At 62.9% G+C, this 18204-nt stretch carries 15 protein-coding genes; 9 read left to right on the forward strand and 6 right to left on the reverse strand.

Annotated features, from left to right (window positions below; all coding sequences use genetic code 11):
* Both VES88_11745 and VES88_11750 read right to left on the reverse strand, forming a co-directional pair.
* On the reverse strand, positions 1 to 1260 hold a 1260-nt coding region (locus tag VES88_11745; protein HYN82169.1), incomplete at its 3' end, for a serine/threonine-protein kinase.
* Positions 1261 to 1392: 132 nt separating this feature from the next.
* Positions 1393 to 3447 (reverse strand): hypothetical protein, encoded by a 2055-nt coding sequence (locus tag VES88_11750; protein ID HYN82170.1) that lies wholly within the window; start codon positions 3445 to 3447, stop codon positions 1393 to 1395.
* A 184-nt stretch (positions 3448 to 3631) separates the two neighbouring features.
* Between VES88_11750 and VES88_11755 the strand changes: the two genes are divergently transcribed.
* Entirely contained in the window at positions 3632 to 3799 is a 168-nt protein-coding gene (locus VES88_11755; GenBank protein HYN82171.1) for a hypothetical protein, read from the forward strand.
* A 61-nt stretch (positions 3800 to 3860) separates the two neighbouring features.
* Here VES88_11755 and VES88_11760 read toward each other — a convergent pair whose 3' ends face one another.
* Positions 3861 to 4061 (reverse strand): hypothetical protein, encoded by a 201-nt coding sequence (locus tag VES88_11760; protein HYN82172.1) that lies wholly within the window; start codon positions 4059 to 4061, stop codon positions 3861 to 3863.
* A gap of 484 nt (positions 4062 to 4545) precedes the next feature.
* Here VES88_11760 and VES88_11765 point away from each other — a divergent pair, with 484 nt between their 5' ends.
* The gene (locus tag VES88_11765) at positions 4546 to 5796 is read left to right on the forward strand and encodes a hypothetical protein (GenBank protein HYN82173.1); all 1251 of its coding nucleotides are present in this window, start codon (positions 4546 to 4548) and stop codon (positions 5794 to 5796) included.
* A 132-nt stretch (positions 5797 to 5928) separates the two neighbouring features.
* Here VES88_11765 and VES88_11770 read toward each other — a convergent pair whose 3' ends face one another.
* The gene (locus tag VES88_11770) at positions 5929 to 6510 is read right to left on the reverse strand and encodes a nucleoside deaminase (protein ID HYN82174.1); all 582 of its coding nucleotides are present in this window, start codon (positions 6508 to 6510) and stop codon (positions 5929 to 5931) included.
* A gap of 578 nt (positions 6511 to 7088) precedes the next feature.
* Between VES88_11770 and VES88_11775 the strand changes: the two genes are divergently transcribed.
* Complete coding sequence (locus tag VES88_11775) at positions 7089 to 7328, forward strand: plastocyanin/azurin family copper-binding protein (GenBank protein HYN82175.1); 240 nt, start codon at positions 7089 to 7091, stop codon at positions 7326 to 7328.
* A 48-nt stretch (positions 7329 to 7376) separates the two neighbouring features.
* On the opposite strand, the gene VES88_11780 is transcribed toward VES88_11775, so the two are convergent.
* The gene (locus VES88_11780; protein HYN82176.1) at positions 7377 to 8831 is read right to left on the reverse strand and encodes an alkaline phosphatase family protein; all 1455 of its coding nucleotides are present in this window, start codon (positions 8829 to 8831) and stop codon (positions 7377 to 7379) included.
* Between the two features lie 69 nt (positions 8832 to 8900).
* Here VES88_11780 and VES88_11785 point away from each other — a divergent pair, with 69 nt between their 5' ends.
* Together VES88_11785 and VES88_11790 are read left to right on the forward strand one after the other, a co-directional pair.
* The gene (locus VES88_11785) at positions 8901 to 9899 is read left to right on the forward strand and encodes a TIGR00730 family Rossman fold protein (GenBank protein ID HYN82177.1); all 999 of its coding nucleotides are present in this window, start codon (positions 8901 to 8903) and stop codon (positions 9897 to 9899) included.
* A 125-nt stretch (positions 9900 to 10024) separates the two neighbouring features.
* On the forward strand, positions 10025 to 10492 hold the full coding sequence (locus VES88_11790) for a GreA/GreB family elongation factor (protein HYN82178.1): 468 nt from the start codon (positions 10025 to 10027) through the stop codon (positions 10490 to 10492).
* Positions 10493 to 10546: 54 nt separating this feature from the next.
* On the opposite strand, the gene VES88_11795 is transcribed toward VES88_11790, so the two are convergent.
* Positions 10547 to 12061: a glycerol-3-phosphate dehydrogenase/oxidase gene (locus VES88_11795; protein ID HYN82179.1), complete on the reverse strand. Its 1515-nt coding sequence runs from the start codon at positions 12059 to 12061 to the stop codon at positions 10547 to 10549.
* A 39-nt stretch (positions 12062 to 12100) separates the two neighbouring features.
* Here VES88_11795 and fadI point away from each other — a divergent pair, with 39 nt between their 5' ends.
* The 4 genes from fadI to VES88_11815 are packed head-to-tail and all read left to right on the forward strand — an operon-like array spanning position 12101 to position 18203.
* Positions 12101 to 13402 carry an acetyl-CoA C-acyltransferase FadI gene (gene fadI, locus VES88_11800; GenBank protein HYN82180.1) on the forward strand — a complete coding sequence of 434 codons (1302 nt, stop codon included), beginning with the start codon at positions 12101 to 12103 and terminating at the stop codon, positions 13400 to 13402.
* Positions 13399 to 15591, forward strand: coding sequence for a fatty acid oxidation complex subunit alpha FadJ (gene fadJ / locus VES88_11805; GenBank protein ID HYN82181.1), 2193 nt, complete (start codon positions 13399 to 13401; stop codon positions 15589 to 15591). The genes fadI and fadJ overlap by 4 nt, the downstream gene beginning before the upstream one ends.
* Positions 15588 to 17264: a M14 family metallopeptidase gene (locus VES88_11810; GenBank protein HYN82182.1), complete on the forward strand. Its 1677-nt coding sequence runs from the start codon at positions 15588 to 15590 to the stop codon at positions 17262 to 17264. The genes fadJ and VES88_11810 overlap by 4 nt, the downstream gene beginning before the upstream one ends.
* Positions 17265 to 18203, forward strand: a complete 939-nt coding sequence (locus VES88_11815) for a proline dehydrogenase family protein (GenBank protein HYN82183.1) — start codon at positions 17265 to 17267, stop codon at positions 18201 to 18203.
* The last annotated feature ends 1 nt before the right edge of the window (position 18204 follow it).

The raw sequence follows: 18204 nt of genomic DNA on the forward strand, positions 1-18204 counted from the left end.
ATTCCCAGAGGAAATAGCGAGTAGTGCATCCGTACGCTTCTGCTCGGCTACCGGCAGCTGCACACGCTTATCGGCGGCGAAAACGACGTGTTGCCTCCATTGAGCTGCCGGCCGACCCCGAAGCATCATCACCTGCGCGAGCCACAGCCGTGCGCCAGCATCATTTGGATCGTCCGCGAAAGCTCGGCCCAACTCGGTTTCCGCGGAGCCGAGGTCCCACGACGCGAGCGCGTCCTGCGCCTTCTCGAAGGCGCTCCGGCGGCCCTGCGACCAGGCCAGAATCCCGGCTGCAACTAAAGCGAGAGCGACTGCCGCCGCGCCGATCCGCGCAGCCGAGCGCCGAGGTGATCCCGCGCCGGGCCATCTCAGTCGCGGCCTGGTTTCCGCTTCTCGCAAAGCCGCTCCGAACTCTGTCGCTGTCGGCCAGCGGTCAGCCGGAGCCCTCGCCAAAGCTCGCGTTACGGCATGTTCGACGGACTCCGGCACGCCGTCCCGCACCTCGCTCAACGGCGGTGGCGCGGCGGCGAATCGCCGCGAGATTATCACCTGCGCCGTAGGTCCGACGAACGGCGGAATCCCGGCGATCATCTCGTAAACAACGCAGCCGAGCGAATAGATGTCGCTGCGCGCATCGAGGTTGCGGTCGCCCAGCGCCTGCTCCGGACTCATGTACGCCGGCGTGCCGACTCCGATGCCCGTCGAAGTAAGGCGATCCATTCCCGATTCGACGATCGCCCGCGCGATTCCGAAATCGAGCACGTACACGCCGTCCGTCGCGAGAATGATGTTCTCGGGCTTGATGTCGCGATGGATGATGCCGCGCTCGTGCGCGTATGCAGTGGGACTGATGATATCGCAGGTGATCTGGATGGCGGCGCGGATCGATAGCTGTTTCTCGCGGTTCAATCGGGCACGCAGTGATTCCCCCTCGATGTAGGTCATCACGTAATAGGGCAGATCGCCCATCATCCCTGAATCGAGAACCTTGGGAATGCGCGGATGCTCCATGTCGGAGGAGAAGGAGATCTCGCGCAGAAAGCGCTCGACGACCACGGGACTGCCGAGCTCCCGTCGCAGCACTTTCACGGCGACGCGGCTGCCGTTTCGTTTGTCGGTGCAGAGATAGACTGTTGCCATGCCGCCGCGGCCGAGCTCGCGCTCGACGACGTAGTGCTCAGCTATCTGCGTGAGCGGAGGAAAATTGGACTCGTCGGAGCTGTCAGATCCGCGCGACGAGATCCAATCGGTATGGGATGGCATGGACTACACCTGTTGAACAGGCGTGGAATGACCAGCGGCCTTACAAACTGCGGTTGGTCAGAGGATCGCGCAACGTTTCGAAGGCACCGATGGAATATTCGCTCCGGCAGCGCTCCGATCAGCTATCCAGGTTCAGGGGAAGACGAGTCCGCCAGCGACGGCGACAGGCGTGTTGCTCTGCGCGGTCCCCCCGTTCCCGAGCTGGCCGAGATTATTCGCCCCCCAACAATAGGCACGACCATCGCGCGCGAGCCCGCATGTGTGCCGGGCACCGGGAATCACGATATCGAAAGCGAGTCCTCCCGCCACTGGAACTGGAGCCCCCGCGCAGCTAAATGTACTACTGGTGCCTCCGGTGAAGACGATCGTGCACGTTGACAGGGCCGATGTCGTTCCCAATTGCCCTGAGTCATTACTCCCCCAGCAATATGCAGCTCCTGATCCGGTCAGAGCACAGACGGGTGTGAAAACATTGTTTGCATTGCCAGAATTAACCGAGGTGAAGACAATGCCGCCCAGGACCTTCCCCGGAGTAGAAAGGGAATTGAAGCCTGTGGTGCCATCGCCGAGCGTTCCGAAATTATTCCGCCCCCAACAATACGTGTCGGTGCTGGTTGTGCCGCATGAAACCGTGGCGCCGGCGGTCAATGTCGTGAAACTGAGGCCTCCCGCAATTGCTGTGGGCACGAGCGCAACGCTCTGCGTGGTGCCCCCATTGCCGTTCTGTAAGAATAAATCCGGCCCCCAGCAGTATCCGCTACCGTCTGTGGAAATGGCGCAGGTGTGCAACAGTCCCGCGCTGATCGTCCTGAACGTAAGCCCGCCGAGGACGGGAACCGGTGTTGCCGATGCGATTGTGTCGCCATTTCCAAGCGCGCCGCCACGATTAGACCCAGCGCAGTAGGCCGCACCACCGGCGGTGAGCGCACATGCGTGTGTACTGCTCATACTGATGAGTGCAAACCGCACGTTACCTGGCAAAGGCACCGGGGTACTGCTTGACAGTCCCGTAAAGTTCTGACCCCAGCAGTAGGCTGCACCCTGGGTAGTGAGTGCGCACGTCGAAATTGCCCCCGCAGTGATGGCGGCAAATTGGAGCCCACCCGATACGGGGACCGGGACGAGACTCCCGGTGGTGGTGCCATTGCCCAGCTGCCCGCTGCCATTCGTGCCCCAACAATAGGCAGCACCGCTGACACTCAATGCGCAGCTGTGATTATCACCGACGGCCAGAGAGAGGGCCGCTTGAGGTGGACCTGGGTCCACGGCGCCAAACGGGCTGAAGGACTTGACCTTTCCCCCCAGTCCGCCGTGTGCGGCATACAGCGAGACGGGAGTCATGCGGCCAATTACTCGCTGCGCAAGAGCCGACAGCGCGGTTCGCCAGCCGCCGGAGAGGGCGACACTGGCGGTTACGTTCGTGCACCGAAGGAAATCACTCACGCCGACTCGCTCGAGAACTTCAATTGTCGAACCGACTGCGTGCGCCAGTCGCAGCCGATCGTGGGCGACCTCTGGAGCGTAAAGGGGATTCGAGGGATCCGTTACCTGACAAACGCCGACTCGGACCGAATCAGCGAATTGCGGAACGGCCGGAAACGTTGAAAAATCGTAGTACGGCGGATACTGCTTGAGCGAAGTGGGAAGGGGACCCGTCCCGGGAGTCGGCGGCGCCGGCAATCGCGTCACCGTAACCAGAACCTGTTCACCGATCGTCCCCGCCGGGATCTGCACCCCGGCCGCACCGCTCGGCGTTACAATCAGCGCGCCCTCTGGACCAACTACCTTGGCCGCTCCGTCGTTGCTCAGCGATCCGTCGGGCAGATTCGGCGGAGCCATCCCCACGAGCTGATATAGGGTGTTCATCAACCGTGATGCGGCGTTGCCGGTAGCTGCCGACGTCCCACCCACGAGCTTTCCGTCACGGAAAGACGTCACGGTGAAGTCGACGAGTGCAAGAGTCTTTGAGCGCGCCTGGGCGGTCGCGGCGAGCGTTATCTGCTGCCGAATGTCGGCGATCTGAGCAAGCGCAGCGTCCTGCGCTGAAGCGCCCGGCGGGAAGAGCGCCTTGATCTGCGCTTCGATGGAATTCGGATCTTCGGGCTGAGTAGGCGGGCCATCGGAGCAAGCGGCAAGAAGTGGACTGAGGGCCACGATCGCCAGAAAGATGCGCTTGTGCGATCCCACTCGCGAGCGTCGGAGACGACAGGGCGCTGCGTGCAGCATCTTGCTCCTCCCGGCGATGACCAGCGTAGACGCGCCTCGTGAAGGGACGACGCAGCCACCTCAGAACACTCAGCGGCGCCAGTATAGCGGCGTTAACGAGTTACCGCAACGCGAACCCGGCGCAACAGGAGTGCATCGCGCTCCATTGAACGACCTCGCCTTTTATCCGCGTCCCCAAGAATCTGCTGCCCATCTGGATCGCGGCTGGCGGACGCATCAGTCCGTCGTGCGCGCCGCGAAGCTCGGGCGCACAATCATCATCCGCGACGCCGACTTTCATCGGTTCGGTTTCTGGAATGCGTTGATCCGTTGACTGCGGCTTGATGGTGTGGGGTCTGTGACCAGGAATCTCTGCCCGGTTACGGGCTAGCCGCTCAACCGTTGTAGATCTTTCCGCTGTTCTGCCGGTAAAGCTCGAGGACGGCGCGTGCCTCGGCGCGCAGAACGTTGCGGACGATCTCGATCCCGCGCGCCTCGAGATAGTGATATGACGCGGGGAAGACGGGGCCCTCTTCGAAGCTGAGGATGGAAGCGTCGTCGCGCGCAGCGCCGCACACCAGCCGCTTGCACTCCACTCCAGAGAGCTGCGTGCGCGCTCGACGCTGGTGCGCGAGACGGCGATTGCGAGCCGCATTCTATCCTCGTCGCTCGCGTAGGCGCCGACCCAGTCGACAATCGAGTCTACCCAGTTCGGGTACTCTACCCTCACCGCCGGGTGGTTTGCGTGCTGAGACATTTGCCCGGTACGCTAACCCAAACCAGTAACCCGAAACCGCTAACCGTTGTCCGTACGCGTCGCGAATCACGTGCGCGACGAGAAAATAGGAGGAAACCTCCCTTGCGGGACCGGAGAAAGGTCGGGACCTTGACCCGCCAGGCTGGAATCGAGTTCGGCTTTCCACGTTTTACGAAAGGGGCTGGATGGCTCGTCCAACATTGCCCGCAGTCCGGTTTTCAAAGCGATGCTCCTTCCTCCTGATTCTTCCGACCGCCGCCGCGGTTCTTGCTGCTTGCTCGGACTCGACGCAGCCATCGCTACCGCGCGAAAGCGCGCAAGCCATGGTCGGTCCAGCAGGCGGCACTGTTGTGACGCCGAGCGGTGCGGCAGGTGTGCAGATCCCGGCTGGAGCGTTTAGCCAGCAGGTGCTCGTAACAGTTACGCAGCTGCCTGCTCCTTCGACGCCGGGTGAGGGTCCACTTCCGACTACGCTCAAGCAGTATCCGCCGTACTACGAGTTCACGACGTCGCCTGCGATTTCGCAGTTCGGGGATTCGGTACGTGTCGGAGTCTGTCAGGTAACCGATCCATCAAGTCCCTTCTATGCACCGGAAGAGGCGCACAGCCGGCTCAGATTGGCGCACGCGGTCGGGACGACAGTCGAGATTCTCGACCCAGTTGGCGTCAGCGACTTTCTGCGCTGCACCAACGTCATAGCCGGCGCGCAGTCTTCCCCGACGAGCTCAGGCTGGAGAGCTGCGATGGCGTCGATCGTGACACGCGCCGGGAGCCTGCTCAACCCGTCGCCTGTTTATGCGGCGCACGGCGGACTCGGCGGAAAGGTGAAGTCGTTCAGTCCCTTCGGCGCAGTAGATGACGCCTGCGGCGTGCCCGTGACCCTCAACATCGGCACGACCATCAACGGCACGATCGAGTCGTCGGATTGCAATCTGCAGGGAGAGGGACCCACAGACCTCTACAAGTTCACGTTGAGCGGTCAGACGATCCTCAGGGTGACGGTGGCCAACACCGGACTCAGCGGGTCGATCGAGGTGAGATCGCTCGATCGGGTGGGTGAGGAGAATTTCGTCTACGGGGCCAACCTGTCGAAGACCAACTTCGCGATCCTTCCGGCGGGGAACTACCTCATCGCGCTCTCTGGCGGGTCGAACAGCAGCCGCGGCTCCTACACGCTCGAGACCCAGAGCGTGTCGAACCCCGACGGATGCACCTCGGGGGGGAGTTCCATGGGCCCCTCGGTCTTTGTCTTCCCCGATGTGTCCGTGGCAGGCGCGAACACGACCAACGATTGTACCGGGTCGACGTCCACGACCTACCTCGATTACTATGAGGTCCCCATGGTCGCCGGGAAAAGCTACCGGATCGCGGCAATCGGTACCGGCCTGCGTCTCGAGGTTGGCCTGCCTACCGCGAATGGACCCATCACGGTGTTGCAGTCTAGCGGCAACCCGTCCGGATCGACGGCCTTGACCTTCCAGCCGGCCACAAGCGCGATGTACTTCGTCGTCGTGATCGGCATTCCGGCGGGGAAGACCGGCAACTACACATTCAACGTCAGCAAGACCCCGTAGTCTCGGAGAAGCTCGCGGCCTCGGTCGCGGAGGCGGCGAGCCACCCAGCTTTCCCCAGTGTCCAGGGAGAAGAGACCGGAGCGCCGATGACCGGCTTCCTGGTGGATGCCCGCCGGTTACCCACTACGGGGGTCAACCGTTGTAGACTTTGCCGCCCGTTGCGCGATAGAGCTCGAGGACCGCGCGCGCTTCCTCGCGAAGCACGTCGCGCACGATCTCTATCCCACGCTCCTCGAGATAACGGTACGACTCCGGAAACACCGGTCCTTCCTCGAAGTTGAGCAGCGAGGCGTCCTCGCGCGTGGCGCCGCAGACCAGGCGCTGCGCGCCGCTCCAGAGCGTGGCGCCGAGGCACATTGCGCAGGGTTCGCAGGAAGTGTGAAGCTCGTGCGGCGGGAGACCCGGAGAGCTCAGGGTGAACGAGCCAACGCGCTGGTTTGCCATCATGAACGCCATGATCTCACCGTGCAGAACGCAGTTGTTGTATCGCACGACGCTGTTCATGCCGACGGCAACGACGCGGCCGGATTGTCTCTCGAAGATTGCCGCGCCGAACGGTCCGCCCGTGCCGCGCTCGACATTGGTGCGTGAGACGGCGATTGCGAGCCTCATGCGATCCTCGTCGCCGGCGTAGGTGCGATCCCAGTCGACAATCGAGTCCACCCAGTCAGGGTATTCTACATACACTACGGGGCGATTCTGCTGGTGAGTCATCTGACGGGAAAGGTTGGCGCGAAAGGGAGGGTATGGGAAGATCGGAGGGCACGCTACTCGCTACCATCCATAACCGGTAACGGTCACCGGTAACGTAAGATGGAACTCGAGTCTACACTTTCGCGGAAACGAATCCGAACCCGCGCCCGCTACGGAATCCGCTTCTGGTGTGGATCGCCGCTGGCGGTACGCCTCAGTCAGTGATTCGCGCCGGTACGCTTGGACTGCCAATGGCTCTCGCCATCATCGGCGGATGCAGCTTTCGGCGGTAAACGACATGTGATGCGCGGCGAATGGCATTCCGTCGTCCGGGTGCGCACAGTAGGTTCGAGTAGCAGGGATGCGCTCGGCCTGACCGGGTCGGGTTGCGCGTACCGTTGGAGGCAGCGGGGCCGGCTGCCGGGAGGATGCTTATGCGCAAGCTTGGTGTTGTGGGGTTGCTGCTCACGTGCTCGATCGCGTTGTCATGTTCAGGCGGTGGCGGCGGCGGCGGGATCATATCTCCACCTCCGCCACCCCCACCCCCACCCCCACCCCCGCCTCCCTCAGGCGGTACCTGCGCGGCCAGTACGGTCTGCATGCGGTCGGCGAGCTTCGACCCCACCGAACTGAGTGTCAGCAGTGGAGCTGTCGTGACCTTCGAGAACACCTCGGGCATTACCCACGACGTCGTTTTCGATGCACCGATTTCTCCCGGAGTGACGAACATCGGTACGATTACAACGGGCTCGAGGACACGAACTTTCTCGACGGCCGGGACCTGGAATTTCCGTTGCACACTTCACGGCGGGATGGTCGGCAAGATCGTCGTACCGTAGCGGGTTATCTTCGGTGTAAGCCGGTGAGCGACGTAACGACTCACTGCCTCACGTAAACGGCTCGCCGTCCAGTCCGGGCGGAATCGTGAGGCCCAGTGCTCTCAAGGCACTGGGCATCACGTCTACTGTCCTGCGTGGAAGGCCGGCAACGGGCCGATTCACCAACAATGGCACGAGCATGTGCTCGCGATGCAGGGCGCCGTGTGACGAGACGTGAGGGATTGGCTCGTAACGCGCGCGAAAATCCCAGTCGCGTGATGCCGAGAGAATGATCTCGCCCGACCTCGGCGCTCCCGCGAGATGCGCGATCTGAACGAGCGCGTCGGGATAATCGCTTGCAATGCACGCTTCGTAGGCCTGTGCGTTGTCGAGATCATGTTGTGGCCCGATGCGCAGAGGGTCCCCGGTAACGGGCTCATACGATATCGTGTCCGCCCGCCGGTCGTTCGCTGAGGGCGCATAATCCGCTTCAACGCCGGGAGACCGGAGGCTCCACTTCATGCGGGCAAAACCGTCAGCCCTCGAGTGTACTTCGCACTCGCTCGGCGATCTCGGGAGAATCATCAGGTCGACGGAGGGGCGCGAGAGCAGCAGCTCCGTAATGTCGTTCCAGCGCGAATCCCGCGACGGCCACCATGGACGCTCGCGCTTCTGGAGATCGAGGTAGATGTGCGCCATCGCGTTCCCGCTCACCATCACTGCGACATCGGCCGATGGGGAGTAGACCCACGGGTGAGCGATCACGCGCGCTCCGGTTCCGCGGACGAGTCCGGCGAGATCTTCGTGCTCCCGCACGGGTGAATGCCCGTGGTCGCTTACAATCCAGAGGTGCATGTCGCTCCATCTCCCCGCGAGCTCGGCATCGCGCCTGATCTCGGCAGCAGTTCCGTCGACGATGCGCATGGCATCCTGGACGATCGGTGCTTCGTGCCCCGCGGAATGCGATGTCTTGTCGATCCCGGCCAATGCGGCAAACACGAAGTCCGGCTGTTTTACGCGAATCTGCTCGGCCACTTCACTGCCGATGTCGCGGTCGATCGCCAGCCACCCGCGCACGTTGCCGCGAAAGTGTGTGCGCGCCGTTCGTGCGACGAACCGCATCCCGCGCCCGATGCGGTCGCCCTTCGACAATCCGCGGCTGATGACGTTGAGCGCAGCGATGCTCGCCGGAACGATCTCGAAGACCGTTGGCGCATCTGGGTCGAGGTCCCTGTCCACGAGGCGCATCTCGGGGCCGACGTAGCTCCGCGAATGTCCCGGCATGCGCGCGGCAGATCGTGAGCGATCGTACCATCGGAGCCCCGGCAGTCCGACGGGTCCCGGATAACGACCCATGAGAAAAGGGGCGTACGCGGGCCCGGTCACGGAGGGAAATGCCGAGGTGATGGTGTGCAGGCCGCCTTCGTCTCGCATTTGTGCGAGCGCGGGCAGTGACCCGCTGTCGATCGCCTCGGTCAGTTTGTCGGGACGCGCGCCGTCGGCGACGAGCACGACTACGGACATGTCTCGCGAGTGTGATATTTGCGCAGAGCGTGTCCTCCGTAAGTCGTTTCACATCAGCCGAATTGCCTAATGGCCAGGAAAAAGAAAGGTACCGCCGCCACGGCTGCAGGGTCGCGCACTCGAACGAAGCACGCGCGAACGCCAAGCGGGAAGCGCTTCGATCCGGAGATGCAGGCGTCGGCGGAAAAGGCGTCGCGCGCGGGTCTGAAAGAGCGGACGGAAGAAGGTCACATCATGGCAGGGCGGACTCCTCCTTCGCAGATGACAGACGCGCGGCAAGCCGGCGCAACGCGAGTGATCGACGATGCGATAAGAGACTACGAAGAGCCGATGACGGAGGATGAAAAGCTCCTCCAGTCCCCTCCACCGGGCGAGAGCTTCACCAAGACCGATCCGTGGCGAGTGATGCGAATAACGTCAGAGTTCGTCGAGGGCTTCGACACATTGGCGTCAGTGGAGAAGGGGGTGACGATCTTCGGATCGGCTCGGATCTCACCCGACGATCCGCACTATGCGGCGGCACAGGAAGTGGCCCGCATTCTTGCTGAAAGCGGGTTCGCGATAATCACCGGTGCCGGGCCGGGAATCATGGAAGCGGCGAACAAGGGCGCGCGTCTTGGCGGGGGCCGCTCGATTGGGTGCAACATCGAGCTGCCCTTCGAGCAGGGAGCGAATCCGTACGTCGATACGCTGGTGCAGTTCCGCTATTTCTTCGTGCGGAAGACGATGTTCATCAAGTACTCGGTGGCGTTCATCATCTTCCCGGGCGGTTTCGGTACGCTCGACGAATTGTTCGAGGCGGTGACGCTGATACAGACGGGGAAGATCTATCAGTTTCCCGTGATTCTCTTCGGACGCGCCTACTGGGCCGGCCTGGTCCGGTGGCTACAGGCGCGGGTGCTGGCCGAGCGCAAGATCGGGCCGGGAGACATCGACCTCATGGTTCTGACCGACGATCCGGCGGAAGCGGCTAACACGGTGATACAGGCGCACGAGACTCAAAGGCGCAAATACGAGCGGCGCGGCTTTTACGATCGCCGCGAGTCTGACAAGAAGGGTGCGCGATGAAAGGGAAGCGGGGCGGATTGCGGCTGCCGGGATGACTGTCTAGCTTGCTATATCACGAGCGTCGCTCCCCCGACGGGGAGCGACGCTCGGATTTTTGTCTCCGTCCTGACCCGCGGTATCCACCAATGATCGAACACCTCAAAGCCACGCTCGGCGCCGAAGTCGAGAAGCTTCAGCATGAGCTGAGCGTCGTGCTTCCAAACGAGATCCGCAGAGCCGTCGAGATGGGCGATCTGCGAGAGAACAGCGAGTACAAGGCTGCGCTGGAACGGCAGCAGCTCGTCCAGGCGCGTCTTGGCCAGCTGCGCCAGCGGCTCAGCAAGCTGTCGAGCATAGACATCGCCCAGATTCCGGCTGACAAGGTTGGCCTGGGCTCGCAGGTCGTCGTGAAGGACGAGACGACGGGTGAAAAGGAGAGCTACAGCCTCGTCTTCGGCGATTCCGTGGAGTTCGAGGAAGGCCACGTCAGCATGTCGTCACCCATCGGGCTGTCGCTCGTCGGCAAGGCTGTCGGCGAGACGACGATCCTGCGACTCCCGGCGAAAACGCGAAAGCTCAAGATCGTGGAGCTGAAGACGATTCACGAAGGCTAGGCCGCGGATCAGGCACCGATTAGGGTGCGAGTCCAAACGGAAGCTAAGAAAGGTCTACCAGTGACTCCGCCCGGCCGCCCCGAACACGCGCGCGACGTCACCGATGTACGCCTCGATCTGCGAGCGTTTCGCGTAGTCACTCCATTGCGCTGACGCGGCAACCGCTTCCACCACGCGCGACGCGACACTGACGCCGTGATCCGCCAGCTCGAACGCAATGCGCGTCCTTCGCATGAGAAGGTCGCTCAGCGTCAAAGCCATCTCGTGCTCCACTGCGTATCGCATCTCGGCCATCGTATAGGGGAGCTCCGGACACACGGCCTCTGCGAGCGCGGCGTCCGTGTTGACCATCGCGACGATGCGGTCGGCTCGGTCCTTACCCGGAAGATCCACCTCGCCAGTGGTGCACGGTGACGGCTTCTTTCCCAGCTCGAGCTCGACCTGGTTCACGATCTGCTGTGCCATCGCACGGTAAGTCGTGAGCTTGCCGCCGCTCACTGTCATCATGCCCGCGCCATTCTGCGTGATTCTGTGCTCGCGAGAGACATCGGACGGATTCTTCTCCGGATCCCAGTCCGCCAGCGGACGGATGCCCGCCCAGGCGCTTACCACATCGGCCTCGCCGATCCGCGCGTCCGGGAAATAAGCGTCGACGGCGTTCACCAGATACTCGCAGTCAGCCGCAGATGCGCGCACTTCGTCCGGCGGCTCGCTGGTCCAGGTGTCCGTCGTGCCGACAATCGTGAGCACCCCGTCGGGCAGCACGAACATTACCCGCCCATCGTCGGGAGACGTTATCGTGACCGCGCCGCGATTGCCGACACGGTCTCTCGGCAGTGCGATGTGCACGCCTTTGCTGCCTCGCCGCTGCATGCGGTGCTGAGGCCAGCGGCGCTCGAGGTTGAGTCTCCACGGCCCTGTCGCGTTCACGACGACGCGCGTCCGCACGTCGCTCACCATCTCGGACGGCCCGTCGCGCACCTTCACCAGCCATTCGCCCCTGTCACGCGATATCGGCCGCAATGCTTCGGTGTGATTGAGCGTCACCGCATTGTGCTCCTCTGCACTCAGGATGTTGGCGAGTGTCAGCCGGCTGTCGTCCGTCGTCGCGTCGGTGTAGCTCGCGCCACCTTTCAATTCCCGGCGCTGGAGCAGAGGCTCGCGCTCGATGACATTCTCGGCGGAGTGGATGCTCGGTAGCCTGTAACGACCGGCAAGCACGTTGTACACGCTCAACGCAGCGCGCAGCTTCGTTCGTGTGATTCTCGCGCGACGGTAGACTGGCCACGTGAACTCCAGCGGCTTGACGAGGTGCGTCGCGATTCGAAGCAGAGTCTCCCGCTCGCGCACGGACTCTCGCACCATTCCGAGCTGTCCGTGCTCGAGGTAACGGATGCCGCCGTGAATGAGCCGCGACGAGCGGCTCGACGTGCCGCTCGCAAAGTCGTCCTTCTCGACCAGTGCTACCTCGAGGCCACGCATCGCGGCGTCCCTCGCGACACCGGCGCCCGTGATTCCACCACCAATCACGAGCAAATCGAAAATGCGTCCCTCGAGGGTGGTGCGCATCCTAGAAAGTAACCCTGAGCGCGTCTAACTTGCGGAGTAATGTCGAGCTTCGGAAACGGACGACGTGTTGCCATCGTGGCGGGGGTGCGAACCCCGTTTACGAGGGCGGGAACGGCATTTAAATCCATCTCTGCGATAGACCTGGGCAAGCTCTGTGTCGCCGAGCTGATCCAGCGGTCGAACCTGAGTGGAAAAGAGGTGCAGGCCCTCGTATTCGGGACTGTCGTTCCGTCGGTCGTGGCCCCGAACATCGCGCGCGAGATCGCACTCATGCCGCTGTTGCCCAAGGGCGTGCAGGCGTTCAGCGTCAGCCGCGCGTGCGCTTCGGCAAACCAGGCAATCACCGATGCGGCCGACCAGATCGCGCTTGGTCACGTCGACGTCGCAATCGCCGGGGGAGCAGAATCGCTCTCCAATGTCCCGATCCTGCATTCGCAGGGATTCGCCGAAGCCCTCGTGAAGGCGTCGAAAGCGAAGAGTCTGGGCGGGCGTGTGAAGGCCCTGGCCGCAATCCGCCCGCGCGATCTCGTTCCGATCACGCCGGCGATCGCCGAGCCATCCACCGGCGAGACCATGGGGCAGTCGGCAGAGAAGATGGCGAAGATCAATCAGATCCCGCGCGAGGAGCAGGATCAGTTTGCGCTGCGGTCGCATCGACTGGCGGCGGCAGGCACTGCGGACAGTCGGCTCACGCGCGAGATCATGGCGGTCTACGTTCCGCCCGGCTTCGAGAGCGTCGTGTCATCGGACAATGGAATTCGGTCCGACACGAGCTACGAGCAGCTTTCCCAGCTGAAACCGGTATTCGACAAGAGGTACGGAACGGTGACGGCGGGGAATTCATCGCCGCTCACCGACGGCGGAGCGTGCGTACTTCTGATGAGCGAGGAGAAGGCGCACGCGATGGGATACCGGCCCCTCGGCTTCATCCGATCGTACGCATACGCTGCGCTCGACCCGGGGGAGCAGCTTCTTCAGGCTCCCGTCCTTGCAGCGCCCGTTGCTCTTGCCCGCGCGGGACTGACGCTGAGGGACATCGACCTCGTGGAGATGCACGAAGCATTCGCGGCGCAGGTGCTGTCGAATCTTCGAGGCTTCGAGTCGAAATGGTGGGCGGAGCGCGCGGGCTTCTCGGAGCCGGTCGGCGCGATTGACCAGGCGCGCCTCAACGTGATGGGCGGATCGATTGCAATCGGGCACCCGTTCGGTGCTACGGGCTCACGCATAACGGTCACGCTGTTGAACGAGCTCGAGCGGCGCGATGGACAATTCGGACTGATGACTGTGTGCGCCGCGGGTGGAATGGGGTTCGCGATGGTCCTCGAGCGGGGAGACGGATGACATCGCCCTACGCGCTGACCACCGAGATTCAGGATGGCGTAGCAGTAATCTCGATCGACCTGCCCAACGAGCCAGTCAACAAATTCAATCGCGCCGTAAAGGAAGAGTTCGTCGCACTATTCGACCGCCTCGAGCGCGACCTCAACATTCACGCTGCGGTGCTGCTCAGCGGAAAGCGCGACACCTTCATCGCGGGCGCCGACATAGGTGAATTTCTCGAGCTGAAGACTGCCGCGGACGCCGAGCGGATGAGCCACGACGGACAGCTGCTTCTCGACTCCGTCGAGAGGATGCGCACGCCTCTCGTCTGCGCGATTCACGGCGCGTGCCTCGGCGGCGCACTCGAGTTCGCGCTCGCAGCCGCATACCGCATCGCCACCGATCATCCGAAGACAGTCCTCGCGCTTCCTGAAGTTCAGCTCGGGCTGATCCCCGGCGCCGGCGGAACGCAGCGGCTGCCGCGGCTGATCGGGGTGCGCGCGGCGCTCGACATGATCCTCACCGGCAAGAACGTTCGCGCAAAAAAGGCGTTTCAGACCGGACTGATCGACGAGCTGGTTCATCCGGCTATCCTGCGCGACATCGCAGTCAAGCGCGCGAGAGAAATCGCCGAAGGACGAAGGAAGCACCAGCGGCATCGCGGAGGCGTCACGGGAATACTGCTCGATGAGAATCCCGCGGGCCGCAGGATAGTCCTGAAGAAAGCGCGTGAGGAGACCCTCAAGAAGACGCACGGTCATTATCCGGCGCCGCTCGCGGCAATCGATGCCGTTGCCGCCGGCTACAGCGGCGGGCCCGGGCAGGGGTACCGCGAGGAGTCGCGTCTGTTTGGAGAGATGGCGGCGACCGCCGTGTCGAAGGAGCTCATCTATCTGTTTTACGCGACGACGGCGTTGAAGAAGGATCCCGGTGTGGGAACCTCACCGGGCCAGTCACCGCCGGCCGTGAAGCCTGTCGAAAAGCTCGGCATTCTCGGCGCGGGCTTCATGGGCTCGGGCATCGCGTCGATCGCGGTGCAGCAGGGGACACTGGTGCGCATGCGCGACGCCGATCACGGACGCGTAGCGAAAGGGCTCGCCGCGGTGCGCGACGTTCTCAAGGAGCGGCTCACGCGCAAGCAGATTACGCGAGTCGAATTCGCCGACATGATGTCGCTCGTGGGCGGCACCATCGACTACTCGGGCTTTCCCAGTGTCGACCTCGTGATCGAGGCGGTGTTCGAGGATCTGAACGTCAAGCACGAGGTCCTGCGCGAAGTGGAAATGGTACTGCGGCCCGAGGCGATCTTCGCCTCGAATACGAGCACCATCCCCATCGAGGAGATCGCGACTGCTTCGTCGCGGCCCGGTCAGGTGCTCGGGATGCACTTCTTCTCGCCCGTGCACAAGATGCCGCTGCTCGAGGTGATCAACGCGCCGCAGACGGACCGTGACGTGACCGCGAGCGCAGTAGCGTTCGGAAAAAAACTCGGTAAGACTGTGATCGTCGTGAACGACGGCCCCGGATTCTTCGTCAATCGCATTCTGACTCCCTACATCAACGAGGCCGCGCGGTTGCTCGACCAGGGAGCATCCATTGAAGTCGTCGATCGCGCGCTCGTGGATTTCGGATTTCCTGTCGGGCCTATAACGCTCGTCGATGAAGTGGGACTCGACGTTGCGTCGAAGGCGGGGAAGATCATGCATGATGCGTTCGGCGAGCGCTTCGCGCCGTCGCAATCGGTGGGGGCAGTCGTCGGCTCGGGACGATACGGACGAAAGTCGAAGAAGGGCTTCTATCTCTATGACGAAGAGGGGAAAAAGGGTGAGGTGGACCAGTCGGTGTATTCGCTGCTCACCCCAGCCGCCCGGGAGGTCCCTCCATCGAGCGGCGCCGCGCCTGGCGTGCGCTCCGACTTCGCGGCTTCGGAGATTCAACAGCGGACTGTTCTGCCGATGCTGAACGAGGCGGCGAGGTGTCTCGACGAAGGCGTGATCCGCTCTCCGCGCGACGGCGATGTCGGCGCAGTGTTCGGATTTGGATTTCCGCCGTTCCGAGGGGGACCGTTCCGCTACATGGATTCGCTCGGACTTCCGGAAGTGGTCCGCCAGCTCGAGGAGCTGAACGACCGATTTCCGGGCCGCTTCGCACCGGCCGACCTGCTCGTTGGGATGGCGCGTCGCAACGACACGTTTCATGCGCCGTCGTGAAGCTGAGCTGGGCGATCACTCCGGTAGCGATGCTGGTCGCAGGTTGCATGTCCGGCAGCACGAGGGCGAATCCGGGACGAGTCGCGACAGCCAACGCAGTGCCGTTGACAGCCGGCCCGCGCACACGGGCCGAGCTTACGAGCTATCAGGAGACGTCACGCTACGCCGACGTCATTGCGTTTCTCGATGCGCTCCGCGGCCGCACCGAGCTCTCATTCGGATCGCTCGGCAAATCGACAGAGGGCCGCGACATACCGTACGTGGTTGCATCGCGACCGCGCGTGTCCACGCCGGATGAGGCTCGCCGCCTCGGGCGGCCGATAGTCTACGTGCAGGGCAACATCCACGCGGGAGAAGTGGAAGGAAAGGAGGCGCTGCTGGCGCTGGTTCGCAATCTGACGTCCACGCGTCCCAACGTTCTCGACTCGATAATTCTGATCGCTGTCCCGATCTACAACGCGGACGGAAACGAGAAGCTCGCGCCGCAGGAGAGAAACCGCGGCTCTCAGAACGGGCCCGAGATGGTTGGCCAGCGCGCAAACGGTCAGGGGCTCGATCTCAATCGGGATTATGTAAAAGCCGAGGCGCCTGAGACGCGCGGCGCTCTGGCGCTGTTCAATGCCTGGGATCCGCACGTCTTCGTCGATCTTCACACGACCAACGGCAGCTATCACGGCTACGCCCTGACGTACGCGCCGCCGCTCAACCCCGCGTCGCCGTTGGGTGCTTTCACGCGGGATTTCGTGCTTCCTGCTCTCAGAACGCGAATGCAGCAGCGCCACGGCTTCGCGACTTTCGACTACGGCGACTTCATCTCCGACGACACTCTGTCCAAGGGATGGGCGACGTTCGATCCGCGCCCGCGCTACGGAACCAACTATTACGGGTTGCGCGGACGCATCGCGCTCCTGAGCGAAGCGTATTCGCACGATCCCTTCGCGCGTCGCGTCGCCTCGACATACGCGTTCGTGCAGGAGATTCTCACACTCATCGCTCAGAATTCCGACACCGTCCGCAAGCTCACAGCGGTTGCTACCAGTCGGGCGGCCGAGTGGAACCAACCGGGCCGGATGACGGCCTCGGTCCCCATTCGCTCAGCTCCACTCGCGCGGCCGGATTCGGTCGAGGTCATCGCCGAAGCGATCGAGCGCCTCGGGGATTCGAGCCGCACGGAACCTGGAGTTCCGAGGGGGCGCCGGCGAACGGGCCGGTTCACAGCTGTCCGGATGCCGGTGTACGACCGTTTCCGTCCCACGCTTTTTGCGCCGCCACCTTTGGCATACGTGCTGGCACCGGGCGATACACAGGCGGTGCGGCTCCTGAGATTGCACGGCGTCAGGGTTGATTCCCTTGCCGCGACTCGGCTGGCAGTCGCCGAGACTTTCGTCGCCGATAGCGCGATTGCGTCCTCGCGGCCGTTTCAGGGGCATCGCGAGCTTCGTGTCGCAGGGCGCTGGATGAGTGAGCGGCGCGAGCTGCGGTCTGGCTCGTACATAGTACCGACGCGCCAACCCTTGGGTTCGATTATAATCTACCTGCTCGAACCCTTGAGCGATGACGGGCTCGTCACCTGGAACCTCTACGACGACGCATTCCGTTCCGGGGGTGCCTACCCCGTGCTCAGGGTGATGAGCGACCCCCAGCCTGCACCCCGTCAGCCAAAAGTCGAATAGATGCTTCGCAACGCCCTGCTCTACCTGTCCAGTCAACCCAAAGTATTCAGCTTCGTCCGGCACAACCGAATGGCAAAGGGCTTCGCCTCACGCTTCGTTGCCGGCGAGACGCTGGACAGTGCACTCGCCGCGGTGAAGAAGCTCAACGACAAGGGAATCACCGCCTCTCTCGACCTCCTCGGAGAAAGCGTTCGAAACGAGAAGGAAGCTCGTGAATCCGCGCGCCAGTACATCCGAATGCTCGATCGAATCAGGGAGACCCGGCTCGACGCCAACGTATCGGTGAAGCTAACGGCGATGGGGCTCGACCTTGCCGAAGACCTCTGCATTGCGAACATGCAGGACATCCTCGAGTGCGCGCGGAAGAATGAGACCTTCGTTCGCATCGACATGGAGGGTAGCGACTACACGCAAAAAACCCTCGACATCTTCCATGAGCGGCTCTTCCCGTCGTTCAGGGGAAATGTCGGAATCGTTCTGCAGAGCTATCTCTATCGGGCGTTTCAGGACGCGCAGGAGGCAAACACCGCCGGCGCGCGCGTCCGGCTTTGCAAGGGGGCGTACAAGGAGCCCGTTTCGGTTGCGTACCCCGACAAGGCCGACGTCGACGACTCCTATCTCCGCTGCATGCGCGCGCTGCTGCTGGACGGCAACTACCCCGGCATTGCAACTCACGATGAGCGCATGGTGCGCGAGACGAAACGATTCGCGCGCGACAATCAGGTCGATTCGAGCCGCTTCGAGTTCCAGATGCTCTATGGTGTGCGCCGTGATCTGCAGGAAAAGCTCGTGCGCGAAGGGTACAGAATGCGTGTCTACGTTCCATTCGGGACGCAGTGGTATCCCTATCTCATGCGGCGCCTCGCGGAACGGCCGGCGAACGTCGCATTCATCACCGGAAACGTCCTGAAGGAGATGGTCGGGCGGAACCGCACTTAGC

The organism is Gemmatimonadaceae bacterium (genome assembly GCA_035633115.1).
GTDB lineage: Bacteria > Gemmatimonadota > Gemmatimonadetes > Gemmatimonadales > Gemmatimonadaceae > UBA4720.